The organism is Roseibium sediminicola, assembly GCF_023156505.1.
GTDB lineage: Bacteria > Pseudomonadota > Alphaproteobacteria > Rhizobiales > Stappiaceae > Roseibium > Roseibium sediminicola.
The window spans coordinates 1-24,911 of record NZ_JALNMJ010000034.1; the positions used below are offsets into that span (position 1 = coordinate 1).

A 24,911-nucleotide genomic window follows, 5' to 3' on the forward strand; every position below is an offset into this window, starting at 1 on the left:
CTTGGACGTATCCATTCCAACACGGCTAATATTCTTCATGGACGGCTCCATCGTTTGAGATCATCAACAACCTCATTCTGGCACATCGATGCCGTAGGGGCCGTCCACCCCAACAGGACTCCCGGGCGGGTGTTGGTTTGCATATTCAAACTATGAAGAGTCCCGGGTCTCCGCTTGCACGGAGATGACATCGGTGAAATGGGCCGCCTCACACCAACGGCAGGAAAATATCCGTTTCCGCTTCGTGCTCCGCGACATCCGGAAAGAAACTGAGGCGCTGGATGAACAGCGGGAAGTCGCGCGGTTCCTCAGCGCTTTGCGGCAACCAGTCACGATAGAGCGACCGGATCGCCGCTTCGGCGAATTCCAGCGGTCCCTTGTGGCGCAGAACGGCGCAACGCCCGGCGGGGATTGTCCGGGCGACAACGCCCGCGCCATTTTCCGCGATTGCTCCAGTCTCCGCACAGCAGATATCCATGCGGAAGTCTGCCGCCGGCGTGGTTTTGGGGTCGTCATAAAGGATGTTGTAGGTCGCGCTTCTGGGAGGCGGTGTGCCATGGGCCTTGCGCCAGGCGATGAAGCGCTGCACGGAGGCGGGCACTTCGGAGGCAGGTCCCCTGTGTTTCAGGACAGCCACCTTCGTTTCCGGGAAGTCGGCAATCCGAACGCTGTCAAAATCAAGACCTGTGTCTGGCATGAGACGTCCTTTCTTCTCCAGGAGAGGGTCGTAGGTGCGATGCCAGGCGGCCCAGTCGGGCGCGGTGCGAAAGCCTGACGGGCTTTGCCCAAACGCCCGCCGGAAGGCGCGCGAAAAGCTTTCCGCATTCTCGTAACCGGCGTCGAAGCCGATCTCGGTGACGGAAACATTGCCGCGGAAGGCAAGTTGCTGTCCGGCCCGCCTCAGAAGCATCAGCCGCCGGTATTCGCCGACGCTGATCCCGACGATTGCGGAAAACAGCCGTTGAAAATGGAAACGCGAACAGGCAGCGGTTCCGGAAAGCGCGTCGACATCGAGCGGCCCGTCCAGGGTCCGGTCAATCTCGTCAATCGCTTTGGCGATCCGGTGGTTCCAGCCAGCCATTCTTGATCTCCCGTATTCGGCGCACCAATGCTGCGCCTGGCCGTCTTTCCCTAGCAATCCCGGTGCGGCCTTACCTGACCGTCCGTGCGCATTTGCCGCCGCCCAATGTCGTATGCCTCCCCTTGCGAACGGCATCGAATTGGCATTGGATAGCGCCGTAACGCTAAGGACCCTCTTTCATGAATCAAGACGCCTATTCCGACGCCTATATCAGCGGTATTCTGGACGAGGTCAAAACGGTGGCAATGATCGGCGCCAGTGCCAACAATGTCCGCCCCTCCTATTTTGTGCTGAAATATCTGCTGTCGAAGGGCTACGAGGTCTGGCCGATCAATCCGGGTCAGGCCGGCAAGGAGATCCTCGGCCAGAAGGTCTATGCCTCTCTCGAAGAGCTGCCGGGCGTGCCGGACATGATCGACATCTTCCGCAATTCGGCAGCCGCGGGCGAGATTGTCGACCAGGTGCTTGCCAGCGGCCAATTGCCGAAGGTGATCTGGATGCAGCTGACGGTACGCCATGACGAGGCCGCCGTGCGGGCGGAAGCGGCCGGGATCAAGATGGTGATGAACCGTTGTCCGAAGATTGAATATGGCCGCCTTTCCGGAGAAATCGGCTGGGCGGGGGTCAATTCCAGGACACTGTCGTCGAAACGTCCGACACTCAAATCCGGCTTTCAGCACCGCGGCCTTTCCGGTAACAAATCGAGCTAACACCAAGTCGGAATGGTTCGGGGCCGCCAGCTTCGCGCAATCCTCACCCGGCAGTTTTGATGTGTTTCAAGACTGACCGGACGAAAGGCGCGAAGGGATTTGCAATGCCCCCCGATCCCACCCTGTTTACAGCGATAGAATGGGTCCTTCTGGCGATGGCCGGCCTGGTGTCGCTGGTGCTGTTCGCCCTGGCGCACAAGCCGGAAGGCGGTTCCCCCTTCGCGGCGCGCGATGAAAACTGGCCGCGCGATCCCGGGCCGTTTTCCAGCCAGGAAGTCGACGAGCGATGACCACGCGGGACACATGCTGAAAAAGAAAAGCTTTCTCTCAATTCAACTCTTGCGTGCCCCTCTTGACTGGCTTACCAATCCCCATCGTTTGACGCGAAGGCAGTAGGTCAAGCATCCGTCCTGTCGCTCGCCTCGGGGGAGCTCGGAAATGATCTTCGGCATTGCCAGCCTGGCCTTTATCGTCTGCCTCATCTTCCTCATTCGCTTGCGGCAGCAGCAATAGACGGGCGCATCGATCCGGCACAACCGAACAAAACCGAAAATTTTATTTTCTATTGAAACGACCTTGCGTTGAATTCGCGGCGAATGCGCCCAGTTCTGTTTCCAGTTTCTCCATAAGCTTCCGTTAACTTTTAACAACGTCATTCCTCAACGGACACGGTTGGAGGCCATCATGCTATCTGCATTAGGTGACACCGCCCTTTTGGCCTGGAGCCTGCCGCTTGTCGCGGTCGTGCTGCTGTTCAGTGTCTATTTCTCGGTCAAGGCAAGCACACGCAACGACTTGTCCGATCGCTGAACCGCTGTTTTCTGCCTTGCCGCGTGGAAAAAGCTCGGCATTTTTGACGAGACCCTCTGAAACAGAAAAACGTTCTTTGACCTGCCCTACCCCTTCGGTCAAACTGGCCGCCAATCCAACAGGGAGGTCCTTTCATGAGCGAAAATATTCCAGGTTTTTCAACACTTGCCATTCATGCCGGCGCGGCGCCTGATCCGTCGACCGGCGCGCGGGCGACCCCGATCTATCAGACCACGTCCTTCGTTTTCGACGATGTCGATCACGCTGCTTCCCTGTTCGGCCTGCAGGCCTTCGGCAACATCTATACCCGCATCACCAATCCGACCACCGCTGTCCTGGAAGAGCGCGTCGCGGCCCTGGAAGGCGGCACGGCGGCGCTGGCGACGGCCTCCGGCCATTCCGCCCAGCTCCTGTGCTTCCACACACTGATGCAGCCGGGCGACAACATTGTTGCCGCCAACAAGCTCTATGGCGGCTCGATCAATCAGCTCAATCATTCCTTCAAAAGCTTCGGCTGGGGTGTCAAATGGGCCGATCCGGCTGACATCAGCAGTTTCGAAGCCGCGATCGACGACAAGACCCGCGCGATCTTCATCGAAAGCCTCGCCAATCCGGGCGGCATCGTTGTCGACATCGAAGCCATCGCGGCACTCGCCAAGGCCAAGGGCGTTCCGCTGGTCGTCGACAACACCATGGCCACGCCCTATCTCTGCCGGCCGATCGAGCATGGCGCCGATATCGTGCTGCACTCCCTGACCAAGTTCATGGGCGGTCACGGCAATTCCATGGGTGGCATCATTGTCGACGGCGGCAGTTTCGACTGGTCGGCCAGCGGCAATTATCCGCTGCTGTCCGAGCCGCGTCCGGAATACCAGGGCATCGTGCTGCACGAGACCTTCGGCAATTTCGCCTTCGCCATTGCCTGCCGGGTGCTCGGCCTGCGCGATCTCGGCCCGGCGATCTCGCCGTTCAACGCCTTCATGATCCTGACCGGCATCGAGACCCTGCCGCTGCGCATGCAGCGCCATTCCGACAATGCCAAGAAAGTCGCGCTGCATCTGAGCGGCCATGACAAGGTCAAATGGGTATCCTATGCCGCCCTGCCCGAGGACAAGCATCATTCGCTCCAGCAGAAATACATGCCCAAGGGCGCGGGCGCGGTGTTCACCTTCGGTGTCGAAGGCGGCTACGACACGGGCGTGGCGCTGGTGAGCAAGGTCGAGCTGTTTTCGCATCTCGCCAATATCGGCGATACGCGCAGCCTGATCATCCACCCGGCCTCCACCACCCACCGCCAGCTCACCGACGAGCAGAAGACGGCGGCCGGCGCGGGCCCGGACGTTGTTCGCATTTCCGTGGGGCTGGAGGATGTCGACGACATCATCGCCGATCTGGATCAGGCCCTGTCGGGGTAAGACACAAAAGGCCCCAAACCCCATCCTGGGGTTTGGGGCGCCCCCTTAGCGTTTCACTTCGTATTCCTGAAACACGTAGCCATTGTCGTAGGAGCGCGTTTGCAAGATGGCGAAAGCGGGTGGCTTCGTCGCTCCATCGAAGAGACAGGTTCCGCCGCCCAACAGAATGGGTGCGCGTTTCAGGCGGACCCGGTCGATGAGCCCGGCCGACAGCAAGGTTCCGGCAAATGAGCCGCCTCCGCACAGATAGATCGGCCCAGAGGCAGACCGTCTCAAAGATTGGAGCTCTGTGCAGTCGATGGCATCAACAACAGTGACATCGCTGCCCTCAGGCAATTTGAGCCCCTTCGAAAAAACATAGGTCCGCATGTGTTTGTAGGGGTTTGCGCCCGGTTCCAGACCGAATCTGTAACCAAATTCATAGGTATGACGGCCCATGATCGCGACGGCGTAGTGCCTCATTCGCTCAAAATAGTCGTCAACAACAGGTCCCTCATGCGCGAATTTTGAAATGTCGCCGCCTGGACCGGATATGTAGCCGTCGATAGAGACAGCCACGTCATAAATGATGGGTTGCATGATGTGCTCCGCAAGTAAAATCCAATGAGGCCTAAGGCCATTTTCGATCGGTTTTACTTGTTCATCGTCGGAGCGCTCCTCTTTGACCCACTTTTAGCAATACGCAATTTGCAACGTCAACCCGCCGAAACGGCGCTCACGCCAGTGGACGTGAGCGCGGAATGGGCCAGGTTTCATCGATTAATCGGAAAACTGCCGCGCAGCACCGCCAGATAATCCACGCTCGCCGCCAGCACGATCACGGCAAAGCCCTGGTGGATAAGCGCGACGGACAGCGGTACGTGCAGGATCAGGGTCAGAATGCCGAAGACGGCCTGAAGCAACACAAACCCGCCAACATGGGCTCCGGCCCTGCGCAGCTCCTTGCGCTGGCTGACCCGGAGCGTACCGACGGTCAGGATGAGCGCAACGGCGATGAGAAGATAGGCGGTCATGCGGTGCTGGAACTGCACCGTCATCACGTTCTCGAAAAAGTTCAGCCAGGCCGGCTGCATGGCCAGAAGCCCCTTCGGAACGATTTGCCCGTCCATGAGCGGCCAGGTGTTGAAGGTGAGCCCGGCATTCAAGCCCGCGACCAAGCCGCCCAGAAAGATCTGCACAAAAACCAGCGCGAGCGTGATTTTGCCGATCCCGCTCAAGCGGTCGCGTTCAAAGGGATCCGGTTCCGGCAAGGGCGCCAGTCTGCGCGCCAGCCAGAACAGATAGGCGAAGATGATCAGTGCCAGCGTCAGGTGGGTGGCAAGCCGGTACTGGCTGACATCGACCCGGTCGACAAGACCCGACGCCACCATCCACCAGCCGACAAAACCCTGCAATCCGCCAAGCACGAGCCCGGCCAGTAGCCGAGGTTTCAGCCAGGGTTCGACCCTGCGCGTCGCCCAAAAGAACACCATCGGCACGAAAAACGCGATGCCGATGAAACGTCCGAGCTGCCGGTGGCTCCATTCCCACCAGAAGATGAACTTGAATTCTTCCAGGCTCATGCCCTTGTTGATGAGCTGGTATTCCGGGATCTGGCGGTATTTTTCCAGTTCCTCTTCCCATTCAGCCACGCTCAGCGGCGGAATGATCCCGTGGATCGGCTTCCATTCGGTAATCGACAGGCCGGATTCGGTCAGGCGCGTTGCCCCGCCGACAACCACCATCGCCAGGATCAGCGCACAGACGAAATAGAGCCACCAGCGGATCATCGCCCGATCGCGCGAAATCTTCTGCAGTCTGGCGGGCGAAACGAAGCCCTGGCCGGATGTTGCACTGTCAGCATTCACAATCATGAACCGACCCCGGTATGTGTCGATGGATTTGACCTTTTGCGAGCGGAGATATAGGTGCAGGGGCAGGTCGGCAAGCGGTCACGGGCACTTTGCGTCAAAAGGTCCCTCGCAGCCGCGCGTTTTACTTCAGTCAACGGACAAGTCCCGACATGGTTCCTTCGTTTCGCAGCTTCATCGGCATGGTCGTGCTGGTCGTCTATGTCATCACCTATGCCCTGATCGCAATGGTGATCGGCGACCTGACGCTGCAGGATGCGTCCACCCTGGTGCGCCTGACCTATTTCGCCATTGCCGGTCTCGTCTGGGTGATCCCGGCCGGCGCGATCATCTCGTGGATGGGAAAAAGCGGGAAACCCCGGACCTGACGCCAAAGCCGGTCGCCGCCCAGCGAGCCATGCGGTAGAGCGCGAACGGCGCGCCCGTCAGATACTGATCGACCACGGCCGGATCCTGGAACCGTCCGTTCAGGGAGACACGCGGCAACATCATCGGATCACGCGCATTGACCGACTGCAGCACGCCCGGCAGGGTCGTGACCGACGAGGCAAAGCCGATCTCGCGCACGATATCCGCGTCACGCGGTCCGACCGCGTAGGATTTGCCATAGGGATAGGCGAAATGCTTCGGCCGCCGTCCCAATTCCGCCTCCAGCCGCTGCAGACCTTTTTCGACGTCGGCGCGGGCGTCCTGCGGCTCCAGGCGCGCCATGGCAAAATGGTCGTGAGTGTGGGCACCGATTGTCACCAGCGGGTCGGCCGCAAGCGTTCTCAGCTCGTCCCAGGTCATGACCAGCGTATCCGACAGCGCCTTCAGATCGATGCCATAACGCTCAGCCAGGGAGCGTACGATCAGGCGCTGGTCCTGCTCGCCGACTTCCAAAGTCAGGTGATCGACGATCTTTTCAAAGCAGATGTTCTTCTCTGCCGCCGTGCGGCAGGAAAGCCCGCCCGCCCCGCCGGCCTGCGTGAACACGACTTCGTCGTTGTCCGCGATGATCCGCTCCAGCGCGACCCACCACAACTCGCTCGTGCGGTCGACCAGACCCGAAGTAACGAACACTGTGAACGGGGCGTCCATTTCCTTCAGGATCGGATAGGCGACTTCCAGATTGTCCCGGTAACCGTCGTCGAAGGTCAAAACGGCATAGCGATGATGGCCATAGCCGGACTTGAGCAGATCCACCGCCTCGTCCATCGAAATGATCTCATAGCCGTTCGCCCTGATGCGCTCAATGGCGGCGCGCAGGAACTCTGGCGAGATTTCCAGATGTTTGTTCGGCTGGAATGGATCCGTGCGCGCCGGGCGCACATGGTGCATCATGAAAACGGCGCCGCACCCTTGCGTAAACGGTGCCAGCATCCGTCCCAGCCCCGTTCCTTTCAGAACGCTGAATGCACGTGTGACTGCCTTTTGCCGCATTGCCATTTGGCTGTGATGCCCGCCTTGAATGATGGTGCCAGTAAGGCACGCTTTCTTTAATAATTATTGCTAAATCTATCGAGAGTTAGTTCGTTCTGCCAGCGCGTCTTCCAGTCTGTCCTTCATGTTCGCTCAAAATGGTTTATCCGATTTCCAGAAGCCGTTTCAGACTGCCAGCGGCCCCTCGCAAGGCAACGCCATGAGCCGTCCCGTACCTGAACTGCAATTGTCCATATTTACGAGGCTTAGCGAAGCGCGACCCGGCTGGCAACAACTAAAAGATGCACATGGTGATCTTCCTTACCATTCGCCGGACTGGCTGGAGACCTGGCTCGGCACGGTGGGACAGCACTTGAAGATTACGCCGTATATTGCGGTTGGTACTGTTGAAAACAGGATCGTCGTGGTGTTGCCGCTTGGCCTTGAACGTTCCGCCAGCATCGGCACGCTGTCGTTTCTCGGTCATCAGCACGGCAACCAGAACACGGGTCTCTGGGACAAGGACATGTACCATGAGGTGACGTCGGACCAGATCACGGCATTCCTGACCGGGATTTGCGACCAGACCGGCGCGGACCTTCTGAAACTGGAAAACGTTCCGCACACCTGGCACGGGCGCCCTCACCCGCTGGTGCTTGCCGACGCAACCGCCAGTCCAAGCCCGGTTTTCAGACGCACGCTTGGCGGCGACTTCGAGCAGCTCTTTCAACAAGGTCACAGCAAGTCTTCGCGCAAGAACCTTTTGCGCAAGGAACGCCACCTGCAGGCGGCAGGTGAGTATCGGATCCGCAAAGCGGAGACGCCGGTGGAGATCAAAAGAGGCCTTGACGCCTTTCTGGAGCAGCGCGCCGTCAGGGCCGGCGAGAGCGGAATCCCGAATGTCTTTGACACGCCCGCCGCGCAGGCGTTTCTCGCTCGTCTCCTGGGCATTGCCGGGGAAGTCCCGGAGCATCAGCCCAGGCTGATGGAGCTCTGGTATCTGGAGACCGGCGGCGCTATCCGCGCCACGTACCTTTGCGTGGATCAGGGCGGCACCCGCTTTGCCTATAGCAACAGCATCGCCCATGACAACATGCTGCCCAACAGTCCCGGACTTGTCCTGATCAAGGACATCATCGATCAGGCATGCTCCGACCCGGATCTGGACACGATCGATCTCGGCCTGGGTGAGGAGCGCTACAAAACCGGCTGGGCGGATCCTGTTCCGCTCTGCGACAGCCTGAAGGCTGTCACCTGGAAAGGTTCCGTCAAACTTGCCGTTGAAAAGGCGCGGCTCAGGGCGAAGGCCACTGTTCGCAATTCGCCCGTGCTCTGGCCGCTGGTGCGCCGTTTGCGCAAATGGAAAGCCGGGCTGTCAAAGGCGCCCGATCAAAAGACCTAGGAAAAGACTTGTTTCCGGCGTCAGGCCGCGTGCCCGTCATCGTTGCGGCGCGGCCCCGGACCGCTATCCCCGGCAATCACGACTTCCACAGTCGCTCCGGTGTTGTGGGCCAGCAGATTGGCCGCACTTTGCAGCTCGTGCCCGTTGTCCGGCGCGCTCGCCGCAATCAGCACCCGGTCGGCAAAGCTGAGCATGCGGGCACTCGCCAGCGTTCCGTCAATCGCCCCCAGATCGACCACCACGGCCTCATAAGTGGATTTGATGGCTTCGAGCGCCAGTCTGAACCGATCGGTGTCGACCATGTCGTCGCTGATCTTGACCCGGCCGGCCTCGATGATATGGGCCTTGGAGCCCGCATCCCGATAGACCACTTTGGCAAAAGGCGCGTTGCCGGCAACGATATCTGAAAAACCTTCCGCCGCCTTGGCGTTGGCCTGTTCCGGAAAGACCTCCATGATCAATGCCGACCGGCCGCCCTTTGCGGCCCGGCGCACCAGATCGAAGGCCAGATCATGGGACAGGCCCTCGTCATCCACGCTCAGAACGACTATCCGGCCTCTGGGATCGACGTCACCGGCATGGGTCGGCTGCAGCTTTGCCGCAGGCGCAGCCGGACGCTCGATTTCGTCGTCCATTTGCCGCGCGCTTCTCAGATCGCCGACCCAATCGGGCGCAACATCGTGATCGTAACGAGATGTCGACCGGGGCCGCCGCCCGGACCGCCGCGCAGGTTTTTCCTCCATGGCGGCGGGCACCTCTTCATGGTCCAGGTCCTGTGCGGCCGGCCCTTCGGCAAGTTCCGCCTCGTCCAGTGCGCCTTCCGCCTGCGCGGGAGCGCGATCCCATTGCCCCGGCTCGATCCGGTAACTGGCGACGGTCTGGCCGTAGTCGCGTCCCCAGCCATATGGCTCACCCGGAGCGCCCCCCGTGGAGCGGCCCGGCGGTTCGCTCCGGTCATCTCGCCCCGTCTGCGGCCGTGCCGAAGAAGCTTCCTGCATCCGGTAAAGCGCGTTGCCGCTCAGGAATTCGCGCATCAACACCAGGGCGCATCCCAGAATAAGCGTGACCAGGGTGGCAATGATCGTGCTGGCGATGATTTTCGGCGAATCCGGTTCAACCGGCACGCTGGCCCGCGAGATGATGCGGGCATCCGCCGGCAGCACCTGGGCACGCAGCCGGGAATCGGCTTCCTGATAGCTCAGCAGCAACTGATCGAGCTGCGCGGCCTTGGCATTGGCTTCGCGCTCCAGCTCGGCTAGACGCGCCTGATCGGCGTTGGATTTGGCGGCGGCGGTCTTGAGCTCATCCAGCTGGGCCGAAAGGGCCTTGGCTCGCTGATCGGCCACCTTGGCATCGTTTTCCAGTCCCTGCAGGATCTTGCGGGCTTCAGAGCGGATCTGCCGGTCATAATCGCCAAGCTGCGACTGAAGCGCCTTGAGCTGCGGATGGCCCGGCAGAAGGGTGATGGAGAGTTCGGCGATGTTCGACTGGATCTCGACCTGCCGTTCCCTGAGCCGCTGGATCAGCTGGGAACTCAAGACGTCGCTTGCGGTTTCCAGCGACCCGCCGGAATTCAGGAGTTCCCGGATCAGGTCCGCCTTGGCCCGGGCTTCGGCCTTGGCCGCCTGGGCTTCCGAATAGGCGGTGCTGGTCTCGGCGAGCCGTTGCTGGTTCAGTGGAATGTTGTCCGCACCGATCAACAGATCCGCACGCGCCCTGAAATCCGAAACGGCCTGACGGGCGGCCTGCACTTCCTTGCGCAATTCAAGGATTTGCGGCTCGAGCGCGGCCGAGGCGAGTTCGGTGGTTTCCCGTTTTGCGCTGGACTGGACGGCCAGATATTCGTCGACAATCGTGTTGGCCACCTTGGCGGCCAGCACCGGGCTTTCGGACGTATAGTCGACCGCGATCACCCGGGAGCCTTCCAGCCGGTAGATCTCCAGGTTCTCGTAATAGTGCTTGAGGACGCGCTCTTCTTCGCTGTTGCCTTCCGACTGGGGCAAGAGGCCGATCATCGAAAACAGCAAGTCAAACGGATTGCTCGCCCCCTGGGCGTCGAATTCCGGAATCGCGGCGAGATTGAGCTTGCTGGCCACCCGCCTTGCCAGATCCGCTGATTTCAGCAGCTGGACCTGACTGACGACACCTTCGCTGTCGAGCAGCGCCCGCTCCTCCTCCTGGCCGCGGGACGCGCCGGGAAGATTGTCGGTGCTTTCGATGATGAGACGCGCTTCGGCCTTGTATTTGGGCGCAACGAGCTGCAGCCCCATGAACACGGCGGCGGCGACAAACAGCGTCAGGGGCAGCAACCACCCCAGGGCACGGCCGATCGCCCGCAACAGACCACCCAGATCCAGCGCCATATCGTCTTCGGAATGTGTCTGCCGCTCAGCGTTCATTGCTTGAAACTCCAAAATACCGGCAAACTATGTCGAATTATGGTAAGCGATCAGTTAAGGTCGTTTCAGACGCATCGGACCACCTGTTAATTAATGCATGCGCAATTCTGACAGGGCTCCCGACAGGTTCCAAATCCTCTTCACCCTCAATTAACCATAACACGCGATGCTGTCTCCGAATTGTAGGAGAGTCGTTGATGCGAACGAGAGCGCTTGTTGTCCTGGCCTTGTGCCTGGGCCTCGCTGCATGCAGTGGGTACAGACAGCCGCCGACAGCCTTTCATGAGACACTGACACAGCCTTACGTCTTGGATTCAAGCGACAGGCTGCGCATCATTGTGTTTGGCCAGGACGACCTGTCAAACACCTATGTCGTTGATCAGGCTGGATATATTTCCTTCCCCCTGATTGGCAGCGTCGCCGCGCGCGGTAAGACGCAGCAAGGTCTGGCCGCCATTATCGCTACCAAGCTGCGCCAGGGGTATATCCGCGATCCGGATGTGTCCGTGGAAGTCGATACCTATCGCCCGATCTTCGTGATGGGCGAAGTGCAAAATGCAGGCCAGTACAATTACGTCGCCGGCATGACCGTTCAGAACGCCATTGCCACGGCCGGCGGTTTCAGTTCGCGGGCGCTGCAGAACGACGTCGATGTGACCCGCCAGATCAACGGTGAAATTCTAAACGGGCGTGTGCCCATTTCGGACCCTGTGCGTCCGGGAGACACAATTTACGTCCGCGAGCGCTATTTTTAGGGCCAGTCCAAGTTAACCGTGGACTCATCTCCCTTTGTTAGGGTGCAGTTTCAGGACCCCACAGGTTCAATAAGAAACCTGGGGGCGGGAACAGGGATACTGCACCATGACAACGACTCCCATGCGGATCGTGCATTGTGTTCGCTCGCCGATCGGCGGAATCTTCCGCCATATTCGCGACCTGGCGACCTGCCAGGCCGAAGCGGGCCACGATGTCGGCCTCGTTTGCGACAGCAGCACGGGCAGCGCATTCGACAATCAGCTGCTGGAGCAATTGCGGCCGAAACTCGCGCTCGGTCTGGCACGCTTTCCCATGCAGCGCCAGCTGACCCTTCAGGATCTCTCGGCAACGCATGCGCTCTACCGGCACATCCGGGATCTGAACGCGGACATCCTGCACGGGCACGGTGCCAAGGGTGGTGCCTATGTCCGGCTCATCGGCACCTTCCTCAAGCTGCGCGGCCAGAACGTCAAGCGGGTCTATTGCCCGCATGGCGGCAGCCTCCACTATGATCCCAACCGTTTCGAAGGGCGGGTCTACCACGCCATCGAGCGCGGCCTCGGCCAGTTCACCGACGGTCTTGTCTTTGTCTCCGACTACGAGGCCGCAGCCTATGAAAGCAAGGTCGGTCATCCGAAGGCGAAGTCACGGATCGTTTACAACGGGCTGACCCCGGAAGAATTCCAGCCGGTCGAAGCCAGTCCGGACGCAGGCGATTTTCTCTATATCGGCATGCTGCGCGACCTGAAAGGGCCCGACCTCTTCATCGAGGCGCTGTACAATATACGCCTGAAAACTGGCGAGGCCCCGAGGGCGCATATTGTCGGCGAAGGCCCTGACGAGGACCGCTACCGCAACATGGTCGCCAAGCTCGGCCTGGAGCGTGCGGTGACCTTCCACGGTGCCCTGCCCGCCCGCGAAGCCTTCCAACTGGCCCGCAACGTGGTGATCCCGTCGCGCGCCGAGGCCATGCCCTACATCGTGCTGGAAACGGTTGCCGCCGAGCGGCCGCTGATCGCCACGCGTGTCGGCGGCATCGCTGAAATTTTCGGCCGCTATTCTCACCGGCTGGTGGAACCCGGCCACATCGGCAAGCTGACAACGGCCATGGAAGACGCGCTCGCGGATCCGGCCAAGATGGCCGAACAGGCCAAGGAACTGCGCGGCTGTCTTGCCGAAACCTTCTCGGTCGACCTGATGAGCGATCGCATCACGACGCTGTATCAGGATCTCAAGGGCATCGCCCCGGCCGAAAGCTCGACACCGGTCGCCGCGGACAATTCCTCCGCGGTGTCACGAGCCCAGACGATTTACGCAAGGTCGAGCAACCGATAATGAACACCCCCGCTTTCAAACCCACTGACCCGGTTGGTCCGGAGCCGATTTCCGGCGGATCACCCCTTGGGCACCGGTTGGAAAAACATTTCAGACATACCGTTCACGGCGCGGTGTCTCCGACAAATGTGGAGATGCTGTCGGCCGCCAATTCCAGCCTGACCTCCGAAGCCATTGAAATTGCGCAAGGGCTTGGCGGAAAAGGCGTCTCCGTTCCGGTTCTCACCGGTCTCCTGCGCTTGACCGATATCCTGCTGATTGCCGGCACCGCGATGGCTGCCGCCTTCACCAGTCCGGAAGCCGCCGGCCTTGGCCTGGTAAATCTCTTCGTCGCCGGCGCAGCGGTGCTGTTCGCCCTTGCCTTCTTTCAGGCGGCCGACGTCTACCAGGTTTCGGTCATGCGTCAGGGCCTGTCCCAGCTTGGACGCGTTGCCGCCGGCTGGACGCTGGTCTTTGCAATGTTCGCCGTGCTGCGTTCCACTACCGGCATCGGCGCCGGTGTTTCCGACGCCTGGATCGGCGCCTGGTACGGCCTCAGCCTGACGGGTCTGTGCCTGTCGCGCGTCGTCGTCTACCGGCTCGTACGCCACTGGATGAATTCCGGCCGCCTGGAACGGCGCGCCATCATCGTCGGCGGTGGCACCGCCGCCCAGGAACTGATCCACGACCTGGAAGCGCAGGCCGACAATGACATCCGCATCTGCGGCATTTTCGACGACCGCTCCAACGACCGCTCGCCGCCGGTGGTCGCCGGCTATCCGAAGCTCGGCAATATCAGCGCGCTGGTGGAATTCGCCCGCCTCGCCCGCATCGACATGCTGATCGTCTGCATTCCCCTGCGCGCCGAACAGCGCGTGTTGGAGCTTTTGAAGAAGCTCTGGATCCTGCCGGTGGATATCCGCCTGTCGGCCCATACCGACAAGGTCCGATTCCGCAACCGCAACGCCAGCTTCATCGGCACCGTGCCGTTCGTCGACGTGGTCGCCAAGCCGATCGCCGACTGGGACATGGTCGCCAAGCGGATCTTCGACCTGGTCTTTGCCATCGGCGCCATCATCGCCCTCTTCCCGGTGATGATCGCCGCGGCCCTTGCCATCAAGCTCGACAGCAAGGGTCCGGTCCTGTTCAGGCAAAAGCGCTACGGCTTCAACAACGAGATCATTGAGATCCTGAAGTTCCGCTCCATGTACACGGAAATGGCCGATCCGGACGCGAAAAAGGTGGTGACCAAAGGCGACCCGCGTGTGACACGGGTCGGACGGTTCATCCGCAAGACCTCGATCGACGAACTGCCGCAGCTTTTCAACGTGCTCGCCGGCTCGCTGTCGCTGGTCGGTCCGCGCCCGCATGCGGTCAACGCCCATACCGACAACAAGACCTGGGACGATGTCGTCGACGGCTATTTCGCCCGCCACAAGGTCAAGCCGGGCGTCACGGGCTGGGCCCAGATCAACGGCTGGCGCGGTGAAGTCGACACGCCGGAAAAGATCCAGAAACGCGTCGAATGCGACGTCTATTACATCGAGAACTGGTCGATCCTGTTCGACCTGAAGATCCTGTTCCTGACGCCGTTCCGGCTTTTGAATACGGAGAATGCCTATTGAGCCTTGCGGCCGGACATTATGGCGGCGCCCCGATGGTGCGCACGCCAGTCGGTCTCACGGCCAGAGGCCTGGGCAACGGCGCCCTGTGGCTCGCCGCGTTCCTGTCCGGTTTCGTCATCGAGGAACCGGCGCCCTACGAACTCTATATGGCGCTTCTGTCGGTGGTCTGGCTCGCCTGCGGGCTGAAGCTCAGGCGCGAGTTCGGACCGCTGATCATCTGCCTGATGCTCTATGTCGCCGGCGGTGTCGCTTCAATCCCGATGGCCAAGGAGATGGGCGACGCGATCATGTATATCGCCGTCTCCGGCTTCCTGGCGATTACCGCGATCTTCTATGCCGCCATCCTGGCGGACGACCCGGGCCGCTACAAGGTCATCCAGAACGGCTACACGATCAGCGCGGTCCTTGTCGCCACCATCGGCATCGCCGGCTATTTCAAGCTGTTTCCGGGCGCGGAGTATTTCACCCTTTATGAGCGCGCCCGCGGCACCTTTCAGGATCCGAACGTGTTCGGTCCGTTCCTGGTGCTGCCGACCGTGCTGCTGATCCATAAGCTGTTGCGCGAGTCGGTGCTGCGCAACCTGCTGCTGCTGGTGCCGCTGGCGATCCTCCTGCTTGCCGTCTTCCTGAGTTTTTCCCGCGGCGCATGGGGTGTGTTGCTTGCGTCGGTGCTGCTGGTCTATTTCCTGGCGCTGGTAACCGAGCAAAGCCCGCGGCGCCGGGCGCGGCTGGTGTTTCTGGGCGTCCTGGGCGTGCTCGCCTTTGCCGCCCTGATCGGTGCGGCGCTTTCCATCGAGACGGTCTCCGACATGTTCGCCGAACGCGCCAAGCTGGTGCAGGAATATGACGGTGCCCGGCTCGGCCGGTTCGCCCGCTATTCGCTCGGCTTCCAGCTGGTGATGGAACATCCCCTCGGCCTCGGCCCGCTGGAGTTCAACAAGTATTTCCCGGAAGACGAGCACAACGTCTATCTGAAGGGGTACACCACCTATGGCTGGCTGGGCGGCACGGTCTATATCTTCATGGCCCTGTGGACGCTCTGCTCGCTGGTGCCGCTTCTCTTCAAATCCCGCCCCTGGACGGCCTTCACCCACTGTGTCTTTGCCGTCTTCACCGCCCATCTGATCCTGTCGGTGATCATCGACACGGACCACTGGCGGCACATGTACATGCTCTACGGCCTCGCCTGGGGCCTGATCGCCGCGGAGAAGCTGGGCAAGGGCCGGTCGAAAGGCATCCCCTTCGGGGTTGGTTCAGCCCGAAGCTGAACTGGTGGCCCCTTGCCGGACACAACAGGTTCCAGCAGTCTTGGTTCAGTTCCCATTTCGAGCAGGCAGGAGTGCCACATGCCATCCATCGATATCCAGGTTCTGGAAGGTGTCTTCTCAGACGCGGAGAAGAGCGAGATCATCGAGCACGTTACGGATGCCTTTGCAAGTGTTGCCGGCCAGACGATCAAGGCCGGCACGTCGGTCCGCATCCACGAGATCCAAAGCGGGTCCTGGGGCTATGCCGGAAACACCCTTACGACCGAAGCCGCCCTGGAGATGAGACGGCGCGGATAAGAAGTCTGGAAAACCCGCGCCCACCGCTCAACAACCCGCTTGCGCTCCGATAGCGAACAAGCTAGGTAGGGTCCGTTCGGGCAGTAGCGCAGCCTGGTAGCGCACTTCACTGGGGGTGAAGGGGTCGTCGGTTCAAATCCGGCCTGCCCGACCATACTAGACGATTGATTTAATTGTCTATTTTACTCTTCCTGCATCATGGCGTCTTGATTGGACAAAGCTGCTTGGCACACTCTTGGCACAGCAGGTTCAGTCATGGCTTCGATCAGAAAGCGCTCTGGCAAATATCACGTTCAGGTCAGGCGACAGGGTTTCCCAACGCAGACAAAAAGCTTTTCCCAGCTCAAGGACGCCAAGGAATGGGCTCGGCAGAAAGAGCTTGAAGCGGACAGAGGCGAACTGGAGAGCACCAAGGCGGACCTCAAAAAGTACACGTTGAGTGACATCATTACCCGCTACCTGAATGAGGTCGTTCCTCTTAAGAAGCAGTCAGTTGAGACCATTACCCTGAATGCGTTTCTGAGGCACCCAGTCTGCTCCAAACGTCTCGATCTACTGACCATCGCTGATTTTGCTGCCTACCGTGATGAACGGTTGAAGACCATCGCTCCTATCAGTCTGAAACGGCAACTGGCCCCCATCAGCCATGCCTTCGAGATTGCTAGAACAGAGTGGGGAATTCCGATCAGGGATAATCCGGTCGAAAAGCTGACATTGAAGGCAAGGGACAACAGACGGGAACGCAGGCTCAAGGACGGAGAACAGGAAAAGCTCCTTGAAGCAGCCCGAACACGACAAAACCCCTTGATTGAGAACGTCGTCATATTCGCCATAGAAACGGGTATGCGAAGGGGCGAGATCCTAGGGCTATGCTGGAGCCAAGTGGACCTGAAAAGGCGCTCAGTGACCATCCTAGAGTCAAAGAACGGCTATTCACGAACCATTCCCCTGACACCCGGAGCATTTGCACTCTTGCACTCAATGAAGGGAGAGGCAGAAGGCGAGAACCTGAGATCCGAAAGGGTCTTTCCCCTTACTGCCAATGCCTTGCGGATGGCATGGGAACGGATGCTGGCGAGAACAGATATTGAAGACCTACACTGTGAAACGGCCTGCAATATTGACCCTGTTTTAGGGGTTATCGGCGTCCAAAACTGACCCCTGCCAAATTTGTTTTTATGCGTCCCTGATTTTTCAGGGAGCATTTTAAGGATGTTGGTTGTGGAGACGATTGCGAAGATCCGGCGGGCATATTTTAAAGAAGGCAAGCCGATCAAACAGATTTGCCGCGATCTTCGGGTCTCCCGGAACACGGTGAGGAAGGTCATCCGATCCGGGTCGACAGAATTCAGCTATGACCGGTCCGTGCAGCCACGCCCGAAGATCGGCCCCTGGCAATCCGATCTCGATGACATGCTCGGCGAGAACGCAAACCGTCCCAAGCGGGAACGTCTGACACTCGTGCGGATTTATGAGGAATTGCGCGGGCGCGGCTATGACGGTGGATATGATGCCGTCCGCCGGTATTCCGCGCGCTGGTCCAAGTCGATGCGGGAAGCTTCCGCGGATGCCTATGTGCCGCTCAGCTTCGATCCCGGTGAAGCGTACCAGTTCGACTGGAGCCACGAAATTGCGTTCATCGACGGGATCACGACGACGATCAAGGTGGCCCACGTTCGCCTGTGTCACAGCCGGATGCCGTTCATCCAGGCGTATCCCCGCGAGACGCAGGAGATGGTGTTCGACGCCCATGACAAGGCCTTCGCCTTTTTCGGCGGCGCCTGTGCGCGGGGCATCTACGACAATATGAAGACAGCGGTGGATGCGGTCTTCGTGGGAAAGGACCGTGGTTACAATCGCCGCTTCCTTCAGATGTGCGGACATTATCTGGTCGATCCCGTGGCCTGTACGCCGGCATCGGGCTGGGAGAAAGGGCAAGTGGAGAACCAGGTGGGCGTGCTCCGCCGGCGCTTCTTCGTTCCCCGGCCGAAGTTCAAGAGCTACACCGAACTCAACGCTTGGCTCCTGGATCGCTGCATCGCCTGGGCCAATGCCCATCCGCACCCGGAGATCCGGGACAAGACGGTCTGGGAGGTCTTCGAGACGGAACGCCCCAGCCTTGTTCCCTATGCAGGTCCCTTTGACGGGTTCCATGCCGTGCCGGCATCGGTGTCAAAGACATGTCTCGTCCGGTTCGACAAGAACCGTTACTCGGTAGAGGCCCGCGCCGTCGGGCGGCCCGTCGAGATCCGGGCCTATGCCGACCGGCTGGAATGCTGGCAGGACGGAAGCATTGTCGGCAAACATGTGCGTGCATTCGGGCGCGACAATACGGTCTACGATCCCCTGCATTACATCCCTGTTTTGGCACGCAAGCCCGGAGCTTTGCGCAATGGGGCGCCGTTCAAGGAATGGGAGTTGCCTCCGGCCTTGCGGCGCGTTCAGCGCAAATTGGAACGACAAGCCGGCGGTGATCGCCAGATGGTCGATATTCTTGGTGCCGTTCTGACAGACGGTTTGGATGCCGTGGACGCGGCCTGTGCCGAGGCGCTGTCGAACGGTGTCCACTCCGCCGGCGTCGTCTTGAACATCCTGGCCCGGCGCCGGGAACCTGAAGCCCCTGTGACTATCACGACACCGGACGCTCTGCGGCTCAATTGCGAGCCAGCCGCAAATTGCGACCGGTACGACAGCTTGAGGAGACAGGCGAATGGAACGATCTCATGTGCTGGACGCAATGGGACAGCTGAAGCTCTACGGGATGAAGGCGGCCTATGATGAGGTCATGGCCACAGCGGTCAAGCGTCAGCACGACCCTCAGCAGGTCATCGGCGACCTGCTGAATGCCGAGATCAGCGAGAAGCAGGCCCGTTCAATCAAATACCAGATGACGATCGCCAAGCTGCCGCTGGCCAAGGAACTGGACGAGTTCGACTTCGAACCTACGCCCATCAACGAAACCCTCGTCCGGGATCTGGCCGGCGGAGACTTCCTGGATCATCAGCGCAATCTGGTCCTGATCGGCGGAACCGGCACCGGCAAAACCCATCTGGCTGTCAGCATCGTCAGGGCCTGTATCCGCAACGGAGCCAGGGGACGGTTCTTCAACGTCGTCGATCTGGTCAACAAGCTTGACGCCGAGGCGCGCGCCGACCGGCAGGGCCGGACCGCCGATTTGATCTCCCGTCTCGATTTCCTGATCCTCGACGAACTGGGCTACCTGCCATTCGCCCAGACAGGCGGGCAGCTCCTGTTCCATCTGATCAGCAAACTCTACGAACGCACATCGATCATCGTCACCACCAACCTGGCATTCGGCGAATGGCCGAGCGTCTTCGGTGACGCGAAGATGACGACCGCTCTTCTCGACCGGCTTACCCATCACTGTGAAATCGTCGAGACCGGAAACGAAAGCTGGCGATTCAAGAACAGGGTCTGAAAACCAAATCACCGCTGGCCCGACACTGCTGCGTTAAATGGAGACTACGCAGCATCGGGCCAGCTCCTCACAAACAAGGGGTCAGTTTTGGAAGCCGATAAGGGGTCAACATTCAATGCCGATTGACAGGATGTCATTGACCAGAGCGTCAAAGCTCTCGCCACTCAAATCGAGGCTCTGCACTTCGTCAAGAGACAGAGGAATGGTGCCCGTTCGGCGGACATGCATGACGGAGGCGTCCCAGGTGAGCGCGTCGAATACGGGCCCGGGCTTCAACTCCGCCCATGTCGGTGTTTCGAGATAGAAGGAGCGCCCACCCCAGCCGAACACGATCCAGACGACACCCGGATAGTCGAGTTCCAGACCGCCTTCAGACACAAAGTCGAATGCCGCCAGAACGTCTTCGTCGGCCGGTAGCGCGATATCGGTGTGGATGGCATTGGACAGGATCAGAATACGGCGGATTTCGCCGGGGTCGCCCTGCCCTGCGGCCACCTTGTCCGAGAACGGAAAAGGCCTCGGAATGATCATTCCGAGGCCCAATGCAAAGATGCAACCGAAGGTGATAGCGAGAAGACCAAGAAGGCTCCGGCGCAAGAACACCGCCATCCTCTTCGATCCATCCTCAGTGATGCAGGATCTGGCTGAGGAACAGCTTGGTACGCTCGTGCTGCGGATTGGTGAAGAACTCTTCAGGTTCGTTCTGTTCCACAATCTGCCCGGCATCCATGAAGATCACCCGGTTCGCGACCTTACGGGCAAAGCCCATTTCGTGGGTCACGCAAAGCATGGTCATGCCTTCTTCGGCGAGACCGACCATCACGTCCAGAACCTCCTTGATCATTTCCGGATCGAGAGCGGATGTCGGCTCATCGAACAGCATGATCTTCGGGCTCATGCACAGCGAACGGGCAATCGCCACGCGCTGCTGCTGTCCACCGGAGAGCTGACCGGGATATTTCAGGGCCTGCTCCGGGATCTTGACGCGCTCCAGATAGTGCATCGCGATTTCTTCGGCTTCCTTCTTCGGCATCTTGCGAACCCAGATCGGAGCCAGGGTGCAATTTTCCAGAATGGTCAGATGCGGAAACAGGTTGAAGTGCTGGAAGCACATGCCGACTTCCCGGCGGATCTCGTCGATCTTTTTCAGATCGTCCGTCAGTTCGATGCCATCGACCAGGATCTGGCCGGCCTGGTGTTCCTCCAGGCGGTTGATGCACCGGATCATGGTGGACTTGCCGGAACCCGACGGTCCGCAGATGACGATTCGCTCGCCGCGCATGACCTTGAGGTTGATATCGCGCAGAACGTGGAAGTCACCATACCACTTGTTCATGTTCTTGATTTCGATCGCCACATCCGTATCGGAGATGGTCATCTTCGTGCGGTCGGCTGCGATATCGTCTTCGCGTGCTACGTTTTCGCTCATTTTCTAACTCCAGAAATATCGTGGGCCGGGGCGCAGCGGCGTGTCGCGCGCCCCGGAGCGTGATGCTAGCGTTTGTGTCCCGTGTGCAGCTTCTTCTCCATGAAGATGGAATAGCGCGACATGCCGAAGCAGAAGCAGAAGAACACCATCGCCGCGAAGAGATAGCCGGTGTGGCCAGTGCTTGGCGTCGACCAGGTCGGATCTGTAAAGGACGACTGGATCTGGCCGAGCAGGTCGAACATGCCGACGATCAGGACAAGGGTCGTATCCTTGAACAGACCGATGAAGGTGTTGACGATGCCGGGGATCACCAGCTTCAGAGCCTGCGGCAGGATGATGAGATACATCATCGGCCAGAACCGCAATCCGAGCGCCATGGCTCCTTCATACTGGCCCTTGGGAATAGCCTGAAGACCGCCGCGCACCACTTCGGCCATATAGGCCGCCGAGAACAGCGTCACACCGATCAGAACCCGAAGAAGCTTGTCGAAGGTCACGCCCTCAGGCAGGAACAGCGGCAGCATCACCGATGACATGAACAAAACGGTGATCAGCGGCACACCGCGCCAGAACTCGATGAAGATGATCGAGACGAGCTTGATGATCGGCATTTTCGAACGCCGTCCGAGCGCCAGTGCGATCCCGAGTGGCAGGGACGCCACGATGCCGGTCACAGCAATGACCAGCGTCACCAGCAGCCCGCCCCAGACAGCGGTTTCCACGATCGGCAGGACGACCGTGTCACCGATGACCAGACCGGTCAGCAGGAAGTAGGCAACAATCGGGAACACCACAAGGAACAGAATGGCGTTCGCTTTCTTGAATGGCGCGCTTGGAATGGCCAGAGGGACGAGCAGCAGCAAGAACAGCGCGTAGACGATGTTCACCCGCCAGATTTCTTCCGTCGGATAGCGGCCATAGATGAATTGCGGGAAATAGGCTTCCACATAGGCCCAGCAAGCGCCTGAATGACCGCCGTCCTGCGCAAGGCATGCCTCACGGTTGTCCCCGGTCCAGACCGCGTCGATGAACGCGAACTGGATGAAGGGCGCAATCAGCGAATAGGCAATCAGGATACCGATCACGGTCAGGACGGTGTTTCCGATGGAGGAAAACAGGTTCTGCCGCATCCAGCCGATCACGCCGGTGGTCGAGATCGGCGCCGGCAAACGCGGCGCTTCCTCGGTTCTGATCTGGAACATTTGTGTGTCTGACATTATGTGCGCTCCTTACCGTTCCACGAGCGCCATGCGCTGGTTGTACCAGTTCATGAATGCCGAAGTGAGCAAACTGAGCGACAGATAGACAGCCATCCAGATGCCAATAATTTCGATTGCCTGGCCGGTCTGGTTGAGAACCGTGCCACCCATGGACACGAGATCCGGATAAGCAATGGCCACGGCAAGCGAAGAGTTCTTGGTCAGGTTCAGGTACTGACTGGTCAGTGGCGGAATGATCACGCGCATGGCCTGCGGAATGACCACCAGACGCAGCGTCGGACCGTTGCGAAGACCGAGAGCATGCGCGGCTTCCGTCTGACCGTGGCTGACCGCCTGAATACCTGCTCGAACGATTTCTGCGATGAACGAGGCAGTATAGATCGACAGAGCGGCCGTGAGCGCCAAGAACTCGGGAATCACGTTGATACCGACATTGAGTTCAAAACCCTGACGCAGGATCGGTCCCGTTTCGACGAAATTCGGATGCTCCAGGTGCATCGGCATGCCGGTGACAAGATAGGTGATTACCGGCAAGCCTATGATGAGACCAACTGCTGTCCAAAACATAGGAAATTGCTGTCCGGTCGCTTCCTGGCGCTTACGAGCCCAGCGGGACACCACGATCGAAGCGGCAATCGCAATGACAAGTGCTATGCCGATCATGAAAGAACCGGGTTCCCAGATCGGCTTCGGCAGCCGCAATCCACCGATGTTCAGGTGAAAGGTGTCGAAGATCGACCACTTTTCGCGTTTTCCGGGAATGGACCTCAGTACCGCAAAGTACCAGAAGAAGATCTGCAGAAGCAGCGGAATGTTGCGAACCAGTTCCACGTAACAATAGGCGATACGGTTGATCACCCAGTTGTTGGAGAGGCGAGCGATACCGACGATGAAGCCGATCAAAGTCGCAAAAAAGATGCCAACGCCGGCCACCAGAAGAGTGTTCAGGAACCCGACATAAATCGCCCTGCCGTAACTTGACGTTTCGGAGTATTCGACCAGCGACTGGTTGGTCCCAAACCCTGCCGTATTTTCTAGAAAACCCCAACCGGAGGCAATGTTTTGCTGCTCCAGATTGTGGATCGTGTTCGTAACGATGAAGTATCCAAAGGCCACCAGCGCGACAATCAATACCAGCTGGTAAAAGATGCCGCGGACTTTGGGATCGTTCAACAGCGAAGCACGCGCCGGCGCCCCCGCCGAATCCTGCTCCATTACTGACATAGAACCTCGCCCAAGTTTCACGGAAGAGCCCGGCCCGAAGCCTCTCCTCTATCCGTGCCTGTCCTGCTTCCTATTCGCGCCTTGGCGGCACGCCCCTATCGATGGAAGCAGTCTGTTCCCCCACGCGGTTTCGGACTGAACGCCCGTTTTTGATGCGTGGAATTTATTGAGGGTTCCGGCAGATGACCGCCGGAACCCCTTCAATCCTCGATCAAAAGATCAGGATTAGCGGACCGGCGGTGCGTACATGAAGCCGCCGTCGTTCCACAGCGCGTTCACGCCGCGGGAGATGCCGAGCGGAGTGTCCGGACCAACGTTTGCGTTGAAGGACTCTTCGTAGTTACCGACGTTCTTGACGATGTTGTAGGCCCAGTCGTTGCTGAGGCCGATGGCTTCGCCGAACGCGCCTTCAACGCCCAGCAGGCGCTTGACGGACGGGTTGTCGGAAGACTTCATTTCGTCAACGTTTTCAGAGGTCACGCCGAGTTCTTCAGCGTTGAGCATGGCGTTGAGGGTCCATTTTGCGATGTTGAACCACTCATCGTCACCCTGACGCACAACCGGACCAAGCGGCTCTTTGGAAATGATTTCCGGCAGAACCATGTGATCGCCCGGGTTGGTCAGCTTCAGGCGCTGAGCGTAGAGGCCGGAAGCATCCGTGGTGTAGACGTCGCAACGGCCGGCGTCATATGCAGCAACAACTTCGTCGGCTTTTTCGAAAGCGACGATTTCGTACGGCATGTTGTTCGCACGGAAGTAGTCGGCGACGTTCAGCTCGGTCGTGGTACCGGTGTTGGTGCAAACGGATGCGCCGGACAGTTCCAGAGCGGACGTCACGCCCAGGTCCTTGCGAACCATGAAGCCCTGACCGTCATAGTAGTTCACGCCAGCAAAGTTCAGACCCAGCTGGGTGTCACGGGACATGGTCCAGGTGGTGTTACGGGACAGAACGTCGACTTCGCCGGACTGCAGAGCGGTGAAGCGCTCCTTAGCAGACAGCGGGGTGTATTTCACAGCGGTGGCATCGCCGAACACGGCAGACGCCATCGCGCGGCAGAGGTCAACGTCGAGACCGGTCCAGTTCCCCTGAGAATCCGGATTCGAAAAGCCCGGCAGGCCCTGGCTCACGCCACACTGAATGAAGCCCTTAGCCTTGACGTCTTCCAGCGTCGTTGCACCAGCAGCCGTCGTCGCGGCGACTCCCATAGCAGCGCCGATTACGAGCGGAAGGATTTTTTTCGACATGGATATGCAGCCTTTATTTGTTACCC

The 24,911-nt window shown here is 59.6% G+C and carries 24 protein-coding genes and 1 tRNA gene; 15 read left to right on the forward strand and 10 right to left on the reverse strand.

Features of this window, described 5'->3' with window-relative positions; genetic code table 11:
* Positions 1-208: 208 nt before the first annotated feature.
* Positions 209-1,081, reverse strand: coding sequence for an AraC family transcriptional regulator (locus M0H32_RS27345; protein ID WP_248159760.1), 873 nt, complete (start codon positions 1,079-1,081; stop codon positions 209-211).
* A gap of 179 nt (positions 1,082-1,260) precedes the next feature.
* Here M0H32_RS27345 and M0H32_RS27350 point away from each other — a divergent pair, with 179 nt between their 5' ends.
* From M0H32_RS27350 to M0H32_RS27360, 4 genes are all read left to right on the forward strand, one after another.
* Complete coding sequence (locus tag M0H32_RS27350) at positions 1,261-1,791, forward strand: CoA-binding protein (protein ID WP_248159761.1); 531 nt, start codon at positions 1,261-1,263, stop codon at positions 1,789-1,791.
* Positions 1,792-1,895: 104 nt separating this feature from the next.
* Positions 1,896-2,081, forward strand: a complete 186-nt coding sequence (locus tag M0H32_RS27355) for a hypothetical protein (protein ID WP_248159763.1) — start codon at positions 1,896-1,898, stop codon at positions 2,079-2,081.
* A gap of 394 nt (positions 2,082-2,475) precedes the next feature.
* A complete protein-coding gene (locus M0H32_RS29590; protein ID WP_282449587.1) occupies positions 2,476-2,601 on the forward strand; it encodes a hypothetical protein in 126 nt (41 codons plus the stop codon).
* 134 nt (positions 2,602-2,735) lie between these two features.
* Complete coding sequence (locus M0H32_RS27360; protein ID WP_248159765.1) at positions 2,736-4,016, forward strand: O-acetylhomoserine aminocarboxypropyltransferase; 1,281 nt, start codon at positions 2,736-2,738, stop codon at positions 4,014-4,016.
* Between the two features lie 45 nt (positions 4,017-4,061).
* Here the strand turns inward: M0H32_RS27360 and M0H32_RS27365 are convergent, their stop codons facing one another.
* Together M0H32_RS27365 and M0H32_RS27370 are read right to left on the reverse strand one after the other, a co-directional pair.
* Positions 4,062-4,595, reverse strand: coding sequence for a dihydrofolate reductase family protein (locus tag M0H32_RS27365; protein WP_248159767.1), 534 nt, complete (start codon positions 4,593-4,595; stop codon positions 4,062-4,064).
* 173 nt (positions 4,596-4,768) lie between these two features.
* Positions 4,769-5,869: a COX15/CtaA family protein gene (locus M0H32_RS27370; RefSeq protein ID WP_248159769.1), complete on the reverse strand. Its 1,101-nt coding sequence runs from the start codon at positions 5,867-5,869 to the stop codon at positions 4,769-4,771.
* A gap of 149 nt (positions 5,870-6,018) precedes the next feature.
* Here M0H32_RS27370 and M0H32_RS27375 point away from each other — a divergent pair, with 149 nt between their 5' ends.
* The gene (locus tag M0H32_RS27375) at positions 6,019-6,234 is read left to right on the forward strand and encodes a DUF2842 domain-containing protein (RefSeq protein WP_248159771.1); all 216 of its coding nucleotides are present in this window, start codon (positions 6,019-6,021) and stop codon (positions 6,232-6,234) included.
* On the opposite strand, the gene M0H32_RS27380 is transcribed toward M0H32_RS27375, so the two are convergent.
* The gene (locus M0H32_RS27380) at positions 6,194-7,228 is read right to left on the reverse strand and encodes a polysaccharide deacetylase family protein (RefSeq protein ID WP_248159774.1); all 1,035 of its coding nucleotides are present in this window, start codon (positions 7,226-7,228) and stop codon (positions 6,194-6,196) included. The two genes, M0H32_RS27375 and M0H32_RS27380, sit on opposite strands and share 41 nt — an antisense overlap.
* 412 nt (positions 7,229-7,640) lie before the next feature.
* Between M0H32_RS27380 and M0H32_RS27385 the strand changes: the two genes are divergently transcribed.
* Positions 7,641-8,669 carry a GNAT family N-acetyltransferase gene (locus tag M0H32_RS27385; RefSeq protein WP_248159776.1) on the forward strand — a complete coding sequence of 343 codons (1,029 nt, stop codon included), beginning with the start codon at positions 7,641-7,643 and terminating at the stop codon, positions 8,667-8,669.
* A gap of 20 nt (positions 8,670-8,689) precedes the next feature.
* Here M0H32_RS27385 and M0H32_RS27390 read toward each other — a convergent pair whose 3' ends face one another.
* Positions 8,690-11,068, reverse strand: coding sequence for an exopolysaccharide transport family protein (locus M0H32_RS27390; RefSeq protein ID WP_248159778.1), 2,379 nt, complete (start codon positions 11,066-11,068; stop codon positions 8,690-8,692).
* Between the two features lie 197 nt (positions 11,069-11,265).
* On the opposite strand from M0H32_RS27390, the gene M0H32_RS27395 reads away from it, so the two are divergent.
* The 9 genes from M0H32_RS27395 (at position 11,266) to istB (ending at position 19,767) form a co-directional block, all read left to right on the forward strand.
* Positions 11,266-11,823 carry a polysaccharide biosynthesis/export family protein gene (locus tag M0H32_RS27395; RefSeq protein ID WP_248159780.1) on the forward strand — a complete coding sequence of 186 codons (558 nt, stop codon included), beginning with the start codon at positions 11,266-11,268 and terminating at the stop codon, positions 11,821-11,823.
* Positions 11,824-11,929: 106 nt separating this feature from the next.
* Positions 11,930-13,159: a glycosyltransferase family 4 protein gene (locus M0H32_RS27400; protein ID WP_248159782.1), complete on the forward strand. Its 1,230-nt coding sequence runs from the start codon at positions 11,930-11,932 to the stop codon at positions 13,157-13,159.
* A complete protein-coding gene (locus M0H32_RS27405) occupies positions 13,159-14,763 on the forward strand; it encodes an undecaprenyl-phosphate glucose phosphotransferase (protein WP_248159784.1) in 1,605 nt (534 codons plus the stop codon). Before M0H32_RS27400 ends, M0H32_RS27405 begins: the two co-directional genes overlap by 1 nt.
* Positions 14,760-16,031: an O-antigen ligase family protein gene (locus M0H32_RS27410; RefSeq protein WP_248159786.1), complete on the forward strand. Its 1,272-nt coding sequence runs from the start codon at positions 14,760-14,762 to the stop codon at positions 16,029-16,031. The genes M0H32_RS27405 and M0H32_RS27410 overlap by 4 nt, the downstream gene beginning before the upstream one ends.
* A gap of 78 nt (positions 16,032-16,109) precedes the next feature.
* Entirely contained in the window at positions 16,110-16,328 is a 219-nt protein-coding gene (locus M0H32_RS27415; protein ID WP_248159788.1) for a tautomerase family protein, read from the forward strand.
* 77 nt (positions 16,329-16,405) lie between these two features.
* A tRNA-Pro gene (locus M0H32_RS27420) sits at positions 16,406-16,482 on the forward strand.
* Between the two features lie 101 nt (positions 16,483-16,583).
* Positions 16,584-17,486, forward strand: coding sequence for a tyrosine-type recombinase/integrase (locus M0H32_RS27425; protein WP_248159790.1), 903 nt, complete (start codon positions 16,584-16,586; stop codon positions 17,484-17,486).
* 54 nt (positions 17,487-17,540) lie between these two features.
* Entirely contained in the window at positions 17,541-19,106 is a 1,566-nt protein-coding gene (gene istA, locus M0H32_RS27430) for an IS21 family transposase (protein WP_248159792.1), read from the forward strand.
* Positions 19,039-19,767, forward strand: coding sequence for an IS21-like element helper ATPase IstB (gene istB / locus M0H32_RS27435; protein ID WP_108874388.1), 729 nt, complete (start codon positions 19,039-19,041; stop codon positions 19,765-19,767). Before istA ends, istB begins: the two co-directional genes overlap by 68 nt.
* Before the next feature lie 105 nt (positions 19,768-19,872).
* Here istB and M0H32_RS27440 read toward each other — a convergent pair whose 3' ends face one another.
* The 5 genes from M0H32_RS27440 to M0H32_RS27460 all read right to left on the reverse strand — a co-directional run bounded on the left by M0H32_RS27440 (position 19,873) and on the right by M0H32_RS27460 (position 24,885).
* Positions 19,873-20,298, reverse strand: a complete 426-nt coding sequence (locus M0H32_RS27440; RefSeq protein WP_248159794.1) for a DUF2459 domain-containing protein — start codon at positions 20,296-20,298, stop codon at positions 19,873-19,875.
* A gap of 94 nt (positions 20,299-20,392) precedes the next feature.
* A complete protein-coding gene (locus M0H32_RS27445; RefSeq protein WP_282449588.1) occupies positions 20,393-21,196 on the reverse strand; it encodes an amino acid ABC transporter ATP-binding protein in 804 nt (267 codons plus the stop codon).
* Between the two features lie 65 nt (positions 21,197-21,261).
* Positions 21,262-22,413 (reverse strand): amino acid ABC transporter permease, encoded by a 1,152-nt coding sequence (locus M0H32_RS27450; protein WP_425607369.1) that lies wholly within the window; start codon positions 22,411-22,413, stop codon positions 21,262-21,264.
* A gap of 12 nt (positions 22,414-22,425) precedes the next feature.
* A complete protein-coding gene (locus tag M0H32_RS27455; protein WP_248159796.1) occupies positions 22,426-23,631 on the reverse strand; it encodes an amino acid ABC transporter permease in 1,206 nt (401 codons plus the stop codon).
* Positions 23,632-23,865: 234 nt separating this feature from the next.
* The gene (locus M0H32_RS27460) at positions 23,866-24,885 is read right to left on the reverse strand and encodes an amino acid ABC transporter substrate-binding protein (protein ID WP_248159798.1); all 1,020 of its coding nucleotides are present in this window, start codon (positions 24,883-24,885) and stop codon (positions 23,866-23,868) included.
* Positions 24,886-24,911: the final 26 nt, after the last annotated feature.